We start from the raw sequence: 15,272 nt of genomic DNA, 5'->3' as shown, positions 1-15,272 counted from the left end.
GGTTTCCACCTCCGGGGTGGAGGCTGACGTGCCGATGCCACCGCCGACCGCCACCGACATGCGCCAGGGCCCGCATCTGGTCAGTACGGTCCTGCTGGCGCTCGCGCTCCTGGTCTGCGTGGCCGGCGTGGTCGGGCACGTCCTGCACGTGCCCGCACTGGTCCCCACGCTGCCGGGCGTGCAGCAGTTCCGGCTCCAATCGGCCCTCGGGTTCTCGTTCGGCATCATCGGGCTGCTCGCGGCAGCACGAGGGAGGCAGACGCTGGCGCGTGGCGCCGCCGGGATCGGGTTGGTGCTGGCGGCATCGGCCCTGGTGTGGCACGTGGCTTCGATGGTGTCGCCCGGCACCGTGACGTGGCTCGATGCGCGCCTTTCGGCCGACCCGCTGCAGCGCAGCCATCCGCAATCGGCGCTCGCCATCTTCCTCGTATCGCTGGTGGGACTCAGGCTGGGGTCGGGCCGCCTGGCGCGGCTCTGGCTGTGGCTGCGACTGTTGCCGCTTGCGACCGCACTGGTCCTGGGCCTGCTGGCGCTGACGACCATCGCCAGCTATGCCGGGCACACCACGGGCGACCCGTGGCTGCATCGGTTGAGCATGTCGCCGCAGATGGCCGGCGCATCGATTCTGGTGGCCCTGGCGATGCTCCACTACGAGGTGCGCCGCGGCCTGGTGCACTGGGGCGCCTGGGCGCCGCTGACGGTGGCCGCCTACACCGTGGCCGTGAGCGGTGTGCTGACGTTGGTCCTGATTGCCCAGGAGCGCGCCACCGTGGCGCATCTGCAGGAGACCAGGCTCGATCGCATCGAGGCCGCCCTGCACGAGGAGCTTCGAGGCATGGTCAGGTCGCTCGAACGGATGCGCAAGCGCATCGAGACGGGGAACGAACTCGAGGCGGCGCTCTGGCTGTCGGACGCGAACCAGCACGTCGTCGACGCAGAGGGCCGGATCAACGCGATCACGCTGGCCCGCTTCGACGACCTGTCCAACCCGTGGGTCCGGCCGCAGGCCGCCGAGGGCAGGGTGCGCGCTGCGCTGGCGGTCCTCACCCCGGCAGAACGGGTCGCACTCGCGGGCATGCTGGACACGCACGAGCCGGTCCTGCGTGGACCGACGCAACTGCTCGACGGCGAGATGGGGTTCACCCTCCTGCAGCGCCTCGACCGTTCGGGCCGGCCAGCCGGCTTCCTGGCCACCGCATTCGCGCTCGCCCGCCTGCTGCGGACCCCACTCGCCGACGCGTCCTACGCCTACCACGTCCGGAGTGGCGGCGTGGCCATCGGCGCCGACGGGCAGTTCGCCGCGGGCGCGCCCGTCGCGGCTCGCCGGATCCTGCTGATGGGGCGCGTCCCGGTCGACCTGGCCATGGCCCCGACACCGGAACTGCTCGACCAGCAGACCTCGGCGCTGCCGCACCTGGTCCTGCTGCTCGGGGTGCTCCTGGCCGCGTCGCTCGGCGGGGGCGTCAGGCATGTCGCCGCCAGTCGTCGGCAGGCCGACCTGATCGAGGCGACCAACCGGGACCTGAGCCGGCTGCTCGACGAACGCGACCAGGCCCGACGCGAGGAGTCGCTGGCGTCCGCACGCTTCCGGGAACTGTTCGAGAACGCGCCGATCGGCATGATCCTCTCCGACGCGGCCCGCCGGCCCGTGCTGGCCAACCGCACGGCGCTCGCCCTGCTGCAGGTGGAAGATGGCGCCCTCGACTCGTTGAGGCCAGAGGCGGTCGGCGTGCCCGCTGAGGCCATCACCGCGCATGGACAAGAACTCGAGACCACGGGCATGTTCCGGCCGCTCACGACGGAGCTGCGCGCCGCGAGCGGCCAGTCCGTGCCGGTGGTCGTCAGCGGCTTGCGCGTGTTCAGCCCCGAGGGCGAACCGATGCAGTGGGTCTTCCTGCAGGACAACGCCGCCGGGGCGGCCGCCGAGCGCGCGCGCGACGAGTACCTGTACGAGATCGAGCTGCAGGCCGTGGAGCTGGCGCGGGCCCGCGACATGGCGCTGGCGGCCACGGCCGCCAAGAGCAGCTTCCTGGCGACGATGAGCCACGAGATCCGGACGCCGATCAACGGCGTGGTGGGGATGACCGGACTCCTGCTCGACACCGACCTGACGCGCGAACAGCGGGAGTACGTCGAGACGGTGCGCGGATCGGCCGACCACCTGCTCGGCGTGATCAACGACATCCTCGACTACTCGAAGGGCGAGGTGGGTCGCATCACGCTGGAGTCGGTGCCCTTCGACCTCCCGACCGTCGTCGAGGAGGCCATCGAACTGGTGGCCGATGCCGCCCGCCGCAAGGGCCTGGAGTGTGGCGTGATCCTCGAGCCGGACGTCCCCGACATGCTGGTCGGCGACCCGGGCCGGCTGCGCCAGGTGCTGGTCAACTTCCTCGGCAACGCGGTCAAGTTCACGGCCGCAGGCGCCGTGCACGTGCACGTCAGCAGCCACGTCGTCGACGAGGACGCGGCGCGCCTCAGGTTCGAGGTGACCGACACGGGCATCGGCATCGCGCCCGAGGCCGCGGCTCGCCTGTTCACGCCCTTCACGCAGGCCGACGCCTCCACGACCCGCAAGTACGGTGGCACGGGCCTGGGCCTGGCGATCAGCAAGCAGATCGCCGAGACGATGGGCGGCGCGGTGGGCGTGCACAGCGCTCCGGGCGTCGGTAGCACCTTCTGGTTCACCGCGCGGTTGGGCCTGACCGACGCACCGCGCGAGTTCACCCCGGCGGCACTCGCCCCCGGCCGGTGGGCGGTCTGCGTCGACCCGCATCCCATCAACCGCCACATGATCGCCGTCACGGCGGCCGCCTGTGGCATGCAGGTGACGTGCGTCGAGACGGCCGAGGACGCGGTCGAGGTCCTCGCCGCCGCGGCGACGACGGACCAGCAGGTCGACGTCGTGTTCGTCGGCACCCCGCACGGCCTCGACGCGGCGCTGGAGTTGCGCGATCGCATCCGCACCCATGCCGCCGGCCGCATCGTCCCGCTCGTGCTCGTGGCGCCGACCGTGAAGCCGGGCGCCGCCGAGCAGGCGCGCGCCGCAGGCTTCAGTGCCTTCGTGAGCAAGCCGATCCGACGGCGTTACCTCCTTGCCGCCCTGGCGGATGCGCTCGGCGTCGCCCGCCCCGAATCGGCGACCGTCACCGCCGAGCATGCGCCCATCGGGCCGCCGCTCCGGATCCTGCTGGCCGAAGACAACACGGTCAACCAGCGGGTCGCGACGAAGATGCTAGAGAAGCTGGGGCACCACGTCGACGTGGCCAGCAACGGCTGGGAGGCGATCGAGATGCTCGGACGCCTGCCGTTCGATGTCGTCCTGATGGACTGCCAGATGCCCGAGTGTGACGGCTTCGAGGCGACGCAGCGGATCCGGGCCGGCGAGGACGACGGGCGCCACCAGGTCATCATCGCGCTCACCGCGGGTGCCATGCAGGAGGATCGGGACCGCTGCCGCGCCGCCGGGATGGACGACTACCTGACCAAGCCGATCCGGAAGGAGCAGTTGCGCGACGCCCTCCGGCAGTGGCAGCCGCGCGACGTGACCGACGGGCCGACGCGTCTCGCGGTCTAGCGCCGGTTCTTGCCGGCAGGCCCGGGCCCTTCGCGCCTCCAGTTCCTCTCCCCCCTGCCGATGGAAGGGGGGTGACCCGGGGCGAAACAGCGCAGGACCTTCAGCCCACAGGCGCCCCGGGCTCCCTGTTCCGGCCGTATCGCGGCAGCATCCGGTCGGCGCGCTATCTCGCGATAGCGCTCGTCGGCGCCGCCGCCGGCGACGCGCTCATCGCGTGGGGCCCGCCGCTGGCCGGTGACATGGTCCTGCGCCTCGACGGCGCCGTGTCGCTGGTCATCGGCCTGGTCCTCGGCCCGTGGTGGGGCGCCCTGACGGCGGTCCTCGCCACGGCGCGCACGTGCCTCGCGTATCACTCGTGGCTGATGGCCGTGCTCGCGGCCGGCGAGGTGCTCGCGGTCGTGAGCCTCGCGCGTCGTCGGGTGTCGCCGCTGCTGGCCGGCGTCGGCTACTGGGTGCTGTTCGGGATCCCGCTCATCCTGCTGGTGCATCGCTCGACCCAGGGCGTCACGGCGGCGGCGACGCTCCTGGTGCTGGCCAAGCAGCCGCTGAACGGCCTGCTCAACATCGGCATCGCGCAGTTGGTCGGGGCGCAGCCCGCCGTGCGCCGCTGGCTCGGTGGCGTGGCGCCGGCGACGGAGCGTCCCGGGCTCCGATCGGCCATCTTCGTGCACACCGTCCCGCTGGTGACCATCCCCCTCGTGTTGCTCGGACTCGGGCTCGGCGGCCTGCAGATGCGGCGGGCCGAGCAGGAGGCGAGGGCGGCGCTCGCGGACCGCGCCGCGCTGATCGCGCATCGCGTCGGCGAGTACGTCCGTCTGCACGAACTCGCGGTCGCGTCGCTGGCGCAGCGGCTCGAGCACGTCGGCCTCGACCACGGGGAGGTGCAGGCGGTGCTGCTCGAGCACCACGGCCTGCACGACGGCTTCCTGACGATGCTGGTGGCCGGGCGCGATGGCCTCACGCGCGCCGGGTCGTCGCGCCTGAGCGGGCCGTCACGGCCGATCGCCACGACCGGGAGCCGGTCGGTCGGCGACCGCGAGTACTTCCGCGTGCCGCTCCGCACGGGAGCCGGCTACCGCTCCGAGGTGTTCCGCGGCCGTGGCTTCGGCTCCGATCCCATCGTCGCGCTGAGCGCGCCGATCAGCCGGCGGCACGACGGCGTCGTTGACGGCGTTGCAGAAGGCTCGCTCGACCTGGGACGGCTCGCCCTCCGGATGCGCGAGATCCTCATGCCGTCGCAGTCGGCGGTCATCCTCGACGAACGGCAGCACGTGGTCGCGTCCGAGGGCCCCGACGGGCTGCGCCTGCTCGCCTCGGCGGCAGACTCGTCGTGGGTGCGAGTGGCGGGCGCCGACGGCAGGCCGCACCAGGCTGATGGCGGGGCGCGTCAGTCGTTCTGGTCGGCGCGGCAGGCGATTCCCGGCCTCGGCTGGACCGTCCTCACCCGCATCCCGGTGACCACCGTGCAGGTGCCGGTGGCCGAGTACTACGTGATCACGACGTTGGGTGTGCTCGGCAGCCTGGCCCTCGCGCTCCCGCTGCTCGGGTTCGCCTCGCGTCGCGTCACCGCGCCGCTGGAGCAACTGGTGTCGGCGGCGCGCACGGTGACGGCCGACGGCCCCGTGGCGAGGACCGACGTGCACGAGAGCGCGCCTGCGGAAGTGGCCAGGCTCGCGGCCGACTTCGACTCGATGCTCGAGCGCCTGCGCGACGGCCGCGTCGAACTCGAGGCGGCGCTCCAGGATCGCGAGCGGGCCAACCACGCGCTCAACGAACTGGTCGGCGAGCTGGACGCGCGGGTGCGCCGGCGCACGGCGGCGCTGGCCGACGCGACGCGCCGCGCGGAAGAGGCGAGCGCGGCCAAGAGCGCCTTCCTCGCCACGATGAGCCACGAGATCCGCACGCCGATCAACGGCGTCGTGGGGATGACCGGCCTGCTGCTCGACACCGAGCTGACCGGCGAGCAACGCGAGTGCGCCGAGGCGGTGCGGTCGTCGGCCGATCACCTGCTCGGCGTGATCAACGACATCCTCGACTTCTCCAAGGGCGAAGCGGGGCGCATCTCCCTGGAGGTCGTGTCGTTCGACCTGGCGGGGGTGATCGAGGACGCGCTGGATCTGGTGGCCGACGGCGCCCGCCGCCAGGGCCTGGAGTGCGGCCTGGTGATCGAGCCCGGCGTGCCGGCCATGGTCATGGGCGATCCGGGGCGCGTGCGGCAGGTGCTGGCCAACTTCCTCGGCAACGCCGTCAAGTTCACGTCCAGCGGCACGGTGCACGTCCACGTCAGCGGCCACGTCGAGGGCGACGCGGACGTCGTGCTGCGCTTCGAGGTCAGCGACACCGGCATCGGCATCGACCCGGAGGCGCAGGCACGGCTGTTCACGCCGTTCACGCAGGCCGATGCCTCGACGACGCGTAAGTACGGCGGCACCGGACTGGGGCTGGCCATCAGCCGCCAGATCGTCGAGGCGATGGGCGGCAGCGTCGGCGTGAGCAGTGCGGCGGGGCAGGGCAGCACGTTCTGGTTCACCTGTCGGATGGGGGTCTCCGAGGCGCCGCATGAACTCGCGGTGCCCGCGATCGTCGAGGGTCACCGGGCGATCTGCGTCGACGCGCACGCGATCAACCGGCATGCGATCGAGTCCGTCCTCAACGGCTGGGGCGTGCACGTGACCTGCGTCGCGGGGGTCGAGGACGCCCTCGACGTCGCACGTCGGATGGGCGCGGCGGGACAGTTCGTCTCGATGGTCTTCCTCGGTGCGGGCGTGTCGCACGACGCGGCCCGCGTGCTTCGGAGTCAGCTGCGGGAGCCGCACGGCCAGGTACCGCTCGTGCTCGTGGCGCCTGGCGTCCGGGCCGGCGCTGCCGACGAGGCGCGCGCGCAGGGCTTCGTCGCCCTGGTCGCCAAGCCGGCGCGACGGCGGGCCCTCCTCGACGCGGTGACGCTCGCGCTCGGCGCGGGGCGTGGCACGGCGAACCGCCGCGTCTCGCCGGCCGAGCCGGGCGGCCGGCATCTGCGCGTGCTCGTGGCCGAGGACAACGCGGTGAACCAGCGGGTGGCGACCCGGATGCTCCAGAAACTGGGGCACCACGTCGACGTGGCGGCCAATGGCCTCGAGGCCATCGCGCTGGCCGCACGGGTGCCCTACGACGTGGTGCTCATGGATTGCCAGATGCCCGAGTGCGACGGCTTCGAGGCGACCCGGCGGATCCGCGAGGGCGAAGGCGACCGGCGGCACGTCATCGTGGCGCTCACCGCCAACGCGATGCAGGAAGACCGGGAACGGTGCCTCGCCGCCGGCATGGACGACTACCTGTCGAAGCCGATCCGGCAGGAGCAACTGGCGGCGATGCTCGATCAGTGGAGCGATCGTCTGAGGGCCACGGCGTGACCGGCACGGGCAGGGCTGGTGCCTGTAGACTGACGAACCGATAACGTCCCATCAGATGGCAGCCGCAGCGGCCCTCCCCGTCGCGCCCCGTCGCATCCTCCTCGTCGGGAACGAGCCCCTCGTGCAGCAGGTCCTGCTGGCGGGCTCGTCGGGGGCCTCGTCCGCCGTGATCGCCGTCCCGACGCTCGCCGAGGCGCGCGCCTGCCTGGCCACCGTACCCACCGACGTGATCGTGTCGGGCCTTCGATTGCCGGACGGCCTCGCGGTGGATCTCACGACCGAAGCGGCCGCCGTACCTCTCCTCGTCCTGCTGGCGCCGGGCGAGGAGGCGATGGCGCCCGACCTGCTCCGCGACGCGACCGTCGACGTGCTCGTCAAGGACGACGGTGGGGCGTACCTGGCGCTGCTGTCGTGGCGGATCGACGTGGCGCGTCGGCTGGCGCGTGACCGCGCGGCTGCCGGCCGGTATCACGCGGAGGTGCTCGACTCGGTGGCCGACGAGATTGCGGTGCTGGACGCCGACGGGGTCATCACCGCGGTCAACCGGGCCTGGCGGACGTTCGGCACGGAGAACGGGGCGCAGCCCGCCGTCGATCACGTCGGCATGAACTACCTCGACGTGTGCCGGCGCGCTGCGGCGACCCCGACGGGCGGCGAGGCGGCGGTCGTCGCCGACGGCCTGGCCGCGGTGCTGCGTGGCGACAGCACTCACGTCGAGCTCGAGTACCCCTGCGACAGCCCGACCGCGCCGCGCTGGTTCAGCATCTCGATCACCCGACTGGGCGGGCCGCGTCCCGGTGCGGTGGTCGCCCACCGCGACATCACGGTCCGCCGGCTCGCGACCGCCGCGCTTCGGGTCAGCGAGCAGAACCTCGCGACCATGCTGCAGTCGATCGGCGACGCGGTCGTGGCCACCGACGCGCAGGGCGTCATCACCCGGATGAACCCGACCGCCGAGCGGCTCACCGGCTGGCCGCTGGCCGAGGCGCTGGGCCGGCCGCTGACCGACGTGCTGACGATCGTCGACGCGCTCACCAACACGCCTGCTCCGAATCCGGTGGAGGAGGTGCTGGCGCGCGGCGAGGTCGTGGGGCTGGCCAGCCACACGGTGCTGCGCCGTCGCGACGGGGAACAGCGGCACATCGCCGACAGCGCCGCGCCGATCCGCGACGTCACCGGGGCGGTCGTCGGTGTCGTGATGGTGTTCAGCGACGTCACCGAGCGGTACCGATCCGAGCAGGCGCTGCGTCGCGCCAAGGAGTTGCTGGACCGCACCGGCGAGCTCGCGCGCGTCGGCGGCTGGGAGGTGGACCTCGAGACGATGCGGCTCACGTGGACCCGCGAGACGTTCCGCATCGCCGAGATCGACTCGCTCGTCGAGCCGTCGCTCGAGGAAGGCATCAACCTGTTCGCCCCCGAGGCGCGACCGGTGATCGCCGCGGCGGTGCAGGCGGCCTCCGACACCGGCACGCCCTACGACCTGCAACTGCCGATCATCACGGCCAAGGGCCGGCACCGGTGGGTGCAGACGCAGGGGTTCGCCGAGCGCCAGGGCGGGCGCCCGGTGCGCCTCTACGGCACGTTCCAGGACATCACCGAGCGGAAGGCGGCCGAGGACGCCCTGCGCGCCAGCGAACAGCGCCTCCGGGACGTCGTCGCCTCGACCGACGGCATCGTGTGGGAGGCCGACGCCGCGACCTTCGAGTTCACGTCGGTCAGCGACTACGCCGAGCGCCTGCTCGGGTACCCGACGAGCGACTGGCTCCAACCGGGGTTCTGGGCCTCGCACATCCACCCGGACGATCGCGAGTGGGCCGTGAAGTACTGCGTGGCCTGCACCGGCCGCGCCGAGGCGCACGACTTCGAGTACCGCTTCCTCGCCCGCGATGGTCGGTACCTGTGGCTCCGGGACATCGTGCGGGTCGTCGTCGAGGAGGGGCGGCCGCGCTGGCTGCGCGGGCTGATGGTCGACATCACGGCGAGTCGGCAGGCCGAGCAGGAGCGGCTGGCGCTCGAGGGACGCCTCGCCCAGGCGCAGAAGCTCGAGTCGATCGGCCGGCTGGCCGGCGGCGTGGCGCACGACTTCAACAACATGCTGTCGGTGATCCTGGGACACGCCGAACTGGCGCTACGACAGGCGCCGCCCTCGCACCCGTTGCACCGGGACCTCTCCGAGATCCGCGAGGCGGCGCAGCGGTCGGCGGGCCTGACGCGCCAGATGCTCGCCTTCGCCCGCAAGCAGGCCGTCATGCCGCGTCCCCTCGGCATCGACGACGCCATCGCCGGCACGTTGTCGCTGTTGCGACGCCTGCTCGGCGAGGACATCACGTTGTACTGGCAACCCGGCGGAGCGTGGCCGGTGTGGTTCGATCCGACGCAACTCGACCAGATCCTCACCAACCTGTGCGTCAACGCGCGCGACGCGATCAGCGGCGTCGGGACGATCACCATCAGCACCCGCAACGTGTCGCTCGGGCCGGCCGAGGTCGCGGGCGGCGCGACCGCGGGCGACTACGTCGTGGTGCGCGTGTCGGACTCGGGGCAGGGGATGGACGAGGCGACCCTGGCCAACATCTTCGAGCCCTTCTACACCACCAAGCCGGTCGGCACCGGGACGGGCCTCGGCCTGGCGATGGTGGATGGGGCAGTGCGCCAGAACGGCGGCTTCGTCACGGTGTCGAGCCAGCCGGGGCACGGGGCGACGTTCGACGTCCACCTGCCCCGGTATGTCGGGGCGATGCAGGCGCACGCGGTGATCACGCCTGCCGAGGCGCCACGGCAGGCGCCGAGGGCGAGGATCCTGCTCGTCGAGGACGACGCCAACATCCTCGAACTGGTCACCCACATGCTCGGCAACCTGGGGTACGTGGTGCTCGCCACGTCGGACCCCGTAGAGGCCATCGCCCTCGCGCAGGCGGAGGACGAGCCGATCGAACTGCTGCTGACCGACGTGATCATGCCCACCATGAACGGGCAGGAGCTGGCGCGGGCCATTCGCGCCCGCTGGCCGCGCCTCGAAGTGCTCTTCATGTCGGGATACACCGACGACGTGATCGCCGATCGCGGCCTGCTCGCCGCGGGTACGCACTTCCTCGAGAAGCCGTTCCTGGCCGAGGACCTCGACCGGGCCGTGAAGGCGGCGCTCGCGCCTCGCGGCGCTGCCTGAGGCCCACGCCGTGGGCGTGCAGGCCTACCGACCCCGGGCGCCTCGGGGCGGACGCGCCGCCAGCCGGCCATCGCGCAGAGCTCTGCATCCAGGTGCCGAGACTCGTGGAAGCCCGCCGGCTGACATGTGCCTTGAGTTGACTCCTCCAAGTGCCGGATCCAAGCTGAGCCGTCCAGCCTTCGTTCGATTGCCTCGGAAGCCCGTCAGGGCTCGGGCCGTCGACCGTCCCGTGTGACCGGACGTCCGATCGCGCCCGGGTGCGCGGCCGCCGTCCTCTTGACCGAGGAGCCCGACCGATGACGACGATGATGAAACGAGCGACGTTTGCGACCGCACTGGCGGGCGTACTCCTGTTGGTCGGTGCCACCCGCGGCGCCGCCACGCCCGCCGATCCCGCGCGCGGCGACGGTTGCCTCGTGACCGATGCGGTCGGCGACAACTACTTCGACGAAGGGTGCCGGGCCCACCGTGTCCTCAAGCTGGACGACGAGGGCATCGTCGCCTTCTTCCATTACCAGGACGTGGGCCAGCTACCCGCCGGGGCTGCCGTGCCCACCAGCACCGTGCGGAACACCTACGAGCAGTGTCTGCGGTTGCGCGGCTACGACCAGATCGTCTGCGGAACGGTGCGCGAGACCATCACGCCCAGCGGGATCTACACTTCGACGTTCATTTCCGACTGACGCGATACGGCATGCGGGCCGGGTCACCACCCGGCTCGCGGCCGGACAGGCGCCCGCAGGTGTCTGGGCGCGGTGACGCAGGGTGCCAGACGCCGCCCGCGAAGAAGGGGGGCGGCGCCGAAGGATGGCACCGGACCCACGCGGTCGCTCCCCACGGTGTCGGCCTGCCGGCGGAGCCCCGACTCGGCCTGGGCCGAGAATGTACGGGGCCCTGCTGGCGAGGGGTGTGGCGATCCGGTATACATAGGAGGCCCGCTCGGACGCAGGCGTCGGCGAAGACGCTGGTTCCACGATGCCTCACTCCACACCGTCCGCTCTGCAGCGAGGAGGGCCTTGACGGCCCCGCGCGATCCCCTGGCAGGGGGCGACCCGGCGCTCGCGTGGCTGACGAGTGCCTTGCGCAGCGCTCCGACGGGCTTCGCACTGGTCGACATCGACTTCCGCTTCCTGTTCGTCAACCAGCAACTCGCGGCGTTCAACGGCGTGTCCGTGGAGGCACACCTCGGCCGGACCGTCGCGGACGTGCTGCCGATGGTCTGGCCCCACGTCGAGGCGATCTACCGGCACGTGGCTGCCGCCGGGGAGTCCGTGACGCGACTCGTGCTCGCCACCGAGACGCGCTCGCAGCCTGGCACGCCCAGGGACTGGCTCCTCACCGTATGGCCGGTGACAGATGAGGGGCGCGTGACGGCGCTCGGTGTGGAGTTGCAGGAAGTCACGGCACAGGTCGCCGCCGAGCGGGAGCTCCAGCGCAGCGAGGAGCGGTTCCGCACGCTCGTCAACGCGACGTCCCAACTGGTGTGGGTCTCCGACGAGCACGGGCGCGGCCGTCAGGTGACATCGTCGCCGGAATTCCACGACCTCGCGGAGGCGCAGGCGTCCGGGGAGGGCTGGCTGGACCTCGTGCATCCCGACGACCGCCCAGCCGTGCTGGAGGTGTGGCAGCAAGCGCTCAGCAATCGCCAGTCGTTCGTCATCCCGTTTCGCCTGCGTCGCCGTGACGACACGTGGGCGTTCGTGACCTCGCGAGCGACACCGGTGACGCACCGTGATGGCACGCTGGAATGGGTGGGCACAGTGGCCGACGAGAGCGAGCGTCGTCGGTGGGAGACCGCCGTGGAGCAGGTCCAGCGCCTGGAGGCTGTTGGCCGGCTCGCGGGAGGCGTGGCGCATGACTTCAACAACCTGCTCACGATCATCAACGGGTACACCTCCCTGCTGGCGCTGCAACTGCCTGCCGACGACGAGCGGTCGTTCTGGCTGGCGCAGGTGGCGGAGGCGGGAGAGCGTGCGGCCCAACTGACGGAGCAACTGCTGGCGTTCAGCCGGCGTCAGCCACGGGCGCCCGAGGTCCTCGACCTGAACGAGCGGGTGCGGTCACTCGAGCGTCTACTCCTGCCCCTGCTCGGCGCCGACGTCTCCGCCAAGGTCGAACTCGCCGCAGGGCCGATGTGGGTCATGGCCGACCGTCGGCAGATCGACCAGGTGCTCCTCAACCTGTGCGTGAATGCCCGCGACGCGATGCCCGGGGGCGGCGTGCTCGGCGTGGCGACACGGCCGGGACCGGCCGCGGACGAGGTCGAGGTCGTCGTCACCGATACGGGCACCGGCATCCCGCCCGACGTGATGCCGCACATCTTCGAGCCGTTCTTCACCACCAAGGAGCCGGGGAAAGGTACGGGGCTCGGTCTTTCGATGGTGTTCGGGATCGTCAAGCAGAACGGCGGACGGATTGCGGTGGACAGCGAGCCCGGACGCGGTGCCTCGTTCCGCATCACGCTGCCCGCGGCAACGTCGACGGACCCGTCCCGCAACCAGGCCGGTTCGTAGATGTCTCCGCGAAAGAGCGCCGCGCCTCGACAGGTGACGACGGCGTGATGATGGCGCGGCGGCCGAGGCCGTGCATCCTTGGCGGCCGGTATGATCGCGGCATCCGGAGAAAGGGCACACCATGGGCCTCGTCCTTCTGCTGCTCATCGTCATGCAGGCTGCGCCACCCCGGCACGACGAGGCGCTGTCGAGGCTGACCGCACCGCGCACCGCACTCGGACCGTCCTGTGTCCTCGCGCCAGCACCCTCCGAGCGCCTGGGCGGCGATCGCGTGCGTTCCGGCTTCTGGGGACCGGTGATCCTCCCGAGCAACCCGTGGGTCGGGGAGGACCGCGACAGGGTGATCGCGATCGGTGAGGTGGTCGTCGGGCCGGAGGAGGCCCCGCGCCTGCCTGATGGACCGCCCCTGGACCGAGGTCAGTTGCAGGCGATGCGCGCGCAGCGATTCGAGGGCGCACGTGCGTACGCGGCGGCTTACCGGAGTAGCGACGAGCTGACGTTCGTGTACGCGCTGCAGTGGCCGCGGCTCGAGGCGGGTCCGCGCGGCGACTTCGCGGTCGGCCGCGCCACGGCGCCTTCGAGCAGTGACGTCTACCGGCGCAAGGGACTCTGGGTGCGCGTGTGGGGCAGCCGAGGCGACTGCCACGAGGCGTTACGGCGCCACGTCGAGCAGACGATCGACGACGCTGCGGTTCCCTGAGTCTGCGAGGAACGTGGAGCCGACGGCCGGACTTGAACCGGCGACCTGCTGATTACGAATCAGCTGCTCTACCAACTGAGCTACGTCGGCCCTGGAGGAGGGCGGCCGGCGGGCGCCGGCGAACAACCGCGCGAGTATACCACGCCGGCGGGCGGCTTCCGAGCCGGCCCTACCCTGAAGGCGGGCGAATCACCGTCGGCCAAGGCCGACGGCTACACGCTCAGCCCCAGCCCCCAGCCCCAGCCCCAGCCCCAGCCCCAGCCGTGAGCTCCTTCCTGAGCCTTGAGCCTTGAGCCCTGCGTCCTGAGCCTCGAGCCGCAAGCCCCAGTCCGCCGCTCAGCTCGCCCGCGCCTCGTCGTCGGACGGCGTCGACGACCCCGAACGATCGAAGCGCCGCCACGAGCCCTCGATCCGCCGTTCGTGCGGACGGAAGGTCGCCTTGTAGGAGAGGTGCGCCGAGTCGGCGACGTAGAGCCCGAGGTAGAGGTGCTCGAGCCCCTCGCTCGCGCAGTACTGCCACTGCTTGAGGATCGTGTACGTGCCGGGGCTGTACCGCTCGTAGTCCGGGTCGAAGCAGCAGTACACCGCCGAGAGCGACCGGTCGCCGCGGTCGGCCACCGCCACCGACACCAGCTTGTCGCCATCGTAGAGCGCGAACTCGACGCTCTCGCAGCAGGTCTCGACCAGGAACGCCGCATACGTCTCGACGTCGGTCGTCTCGTCGTTGTCCTCGGCCGTCGTCAGGCCACGGCCCCACTTGTGCCGCGCGTACAACGCCGCGCGGTCGTCGTCGGCGACCGGCCGCCCCACCTCCAGGCGGAACTTCGCGTCCCCGGCGCGCAGCGTGCGCCGGTGCGTCGCCGAGGGCGCGAACTCCGCCACCGGGATCCGGATCGGCTCACACGCCTGGCAGGCCGGGCAGCTCGGGCGGTACAGGAACACACCCTGGCGACGGTCGCCGGCGGCGAGGGCGGCGTCCACTTCGGAACGCGTCAGCGGACGCGCCGGCACCCGCAACGGCAGCCGCGCCACATGGCCGGCCAGGTAGGGACACCGGTCCAGCTCGTCGTACACGATGAAGGTCGCGACCACGCTTCGTTATGGTAACGCCTCGCGCCAGCGCGTCGAGCCACCAGGCGCGGCCGCGCACGGCCGACCGCCGAGCGCTGACCGCCGGCGCCGACTGCCGACTGCCGACTGCCGACTGCCGTGTTCCGTGCGGTATAGTCCGGCGCATGCGACTGCTCCGTACCCTTCCGCTCGCCCTGGCGGTCTCCGCCGTCCTCGCGTCCACCGTCGCCGCCCAGCCGGCGGCCCGTCCGAAGCTGCCCGGCGAGGACTGGGTCCAGATCTTCAACGGCAAGGACCTCACCGGCTGGCAGAAGATCGGCGACGAACAGTGGAACGTCGAGCCCGGCGGCATCCTGCACGGCGTCGCCGTGACCAAGGCCTACGGCTACCTGAAGACCGAGAAGAACTACAAGGACTTCCAGCTCGCCATGCACTTCAAGTGCGACGGCGACGGCAACAGCGGCGTGTTCTTCCACTCCGAGTTCAAGCCCGGCACGCCCACCATCACGCAGGGCCTGCAGTTCGAGATCGACTGCCAGGCGATGCACCACACCGGCGGCCTCTACGGCGACGGCCGCAACTGGATCGTGTGGCCCGCGCCCGAGAACGAGATGGTGGTCCGCCGCGGCGAGTGGAACGAGTACGTGCTGACGGTGGTCGGCAACCGCTACATCGCGCGGCTGAACGGCGTGCAGGTGGTCGACTTCACCGACCCGCAGCCCAAGTCGTTCGACGGCGGCATCGCGCTGCAGCTCCACTCGGGTGGCAACGGCGACATGAAGTTCCGCGAGATCTGGATTCGCGACCTGACGCAGCGGTAGGCCAGACCAGGCTCATGGCTACAGGCTCGAGGCTC

General features: G+C 71.6%; 8 protein-coding genes and 1 tRNA gene. 7 read left to right on the top strand and 2 right to left on the bottom strand.

The annotated features are described in order from the left end of the window. Positions 1-34: 34 nt before the first annotated feature. The 6 genes from TBR22_RS17205 (at position 35) to TBR22_RS17180 (ending at position 13,345) form a co-directional block, all read left to right on the top strand. Complete coding sequence (locus TBR22_RS17205) at positions 35-3,574, top strand: response regulator (protein WP_239489077.1); 3,540 nt, start codon at positions 35-37, stop codon at positions 3,572-3,574. A gap of 71 nt (positions 3,575-3,645) precedes the next feature. Continuing rightward, positions 3,646-6,966: a response regulator gene (locus tag TBR22_RS17200; protein WP_239489076.1), complete on the top strand. Its 3,321-nt coding sequence runs from the start codon at positions 3,646-3,648 to the stop codon at positions 6,964-6,966. A 55-nt stretch (positions 6,967-7,021) separates the two neighbouring features. Continuing rightward, complete coding sequence (locus tag TBR22_RS17195; RefSeq protein WP_239489075.1) at positions 7,022-10,132, top strand: PAS domain S-box protein; 3,111 nt, start codon at positions 7,022-7,024, stop codon at positions 10,130-10,132. Between the two features lie 296 nt (positions 10,133-10,428). Beyond that, positions 10,429-10,815: a hypothetical protein gene (locus TBR22_RS17190; protein ID WP_239489074.1), complete on the top strand. Its 387-nt coding sequence runs from the start codon at positions 10,429-10,431 to the stop codon at positions 10,813-10,815. 333 nt (positions 10,816-11,148) lie between these two features. Further along, positions 11,149-12,645 (top strand): PAS domain-containing sensor histidine kinase, encoded by a 1,497-nt coding sequence (locus tag TBR22_RS17185; RefSeq protein WP_239489073.1) that lies wholly within the window; start codon positions 11,149-11,151, stop codon positions 12,643-12,645. Between the two features lie 121 nt (positions 12,646-12,766). Next, the gene (locus TBR22_RS17180) at positions 12,767-13,345 is read left to right on the top strand and encodes a hypothetical protein (protein WP_239489072.1); all 579 of its coding nucleotides are present in this window, start codon (positions 12,767-12,769) and stop codon (positions 13,343-13,345) included. 14 nt (positions 13,346-13,359) lie between these two features. Here TBR22_RS17180 and TBR22_RS17175 read toward each other — a convergent pair. After that, a tRNA-Thr gene (locus tag TBR22_RS17175) sits at positions 13,360-13,435 on the bottom strand. Positions 13,436-13,681: 246 nt separating this feature from the next. Continuing rightward, positions 13,682-14,437: an arginyltransferase gene (locus TBR22_RS17170; RefSeq protein WP_239489071.1), complete on the bottom strand. Its 756-nt coding sequence runs from the start codon at positions 14,435-14,437 to the stop codon at positions 13,682-13,684. A gap of 143 nt (positions 14,438-14,580) precedes the next feature. Here TBR22_RS17170 and TBR22_RS17165 point away from each other — a divergent pair, with 143 nt between their 5' ends. Continuing rightward, positions 14,581-15,237, top strand: a complete 657-nt coding sequence (locus tag TBR22_RS17165) for a DUF1080 domain-containing protein (protein ID WP_239489070.1) — start codon at positions 14,581-14,583, stop codon at positions 15,235-15,237. Positions 15,238-15,272 lie beyond the last annotated feature (35 nt).

Origin of the sequence: Luteitalea sp. TBR-22 (assembly GCF_016865485.1) — a bacterium.
Classification (GTDB): domain Bacteria; phylum Acidobacteriota; class Vicinamibacteria; order Vicinamibacterales; family Vicinamibacteraceae; genus Luteitalea.
The sequence above is the reverse complement of the archived record's forward strand: the minus strand, read 5'-3'. Positions and strand labels throughout refer to the sequence as shown.

Coding starts and splice junctions, on each gene's coding strand:
- TBR22_RS17205 (WP_239489077.1), top strand. CDS start 35: ATGCCACCGCCGACCGCCACCGACATGCGCCAGGGCCCGCATCTGGTC.
- TBR22_RS17195 (WP_239489075.1), top strand. CDS start 7,022: ATGGCAGCCGCAGCGGCCCTCCCCGTCGCGCCCCGTCGCATCCTCCTC.
- TBR22_RS17190 (WP_239489074.1), top strand. CDS start 10,429: ATGACGACGATGATGAAACGAGCGACGTTTGCGACCGCACTGGCGGGC.
- TBR22_RS17180 (WP_239489072.1), top strand. CDS start 12,767: ATGGGCCTCGTCCTTCTGCTGCTCATCGTCATGCAGGCTGCGCCACCC.
- TBR22_RS17165 (WP_239489070.1), top strand. CDS start 14,581: ATGCGACTGCTCCGTACCCTTCCGCTCGCCCTGGCGGTCTCCGCCGTC.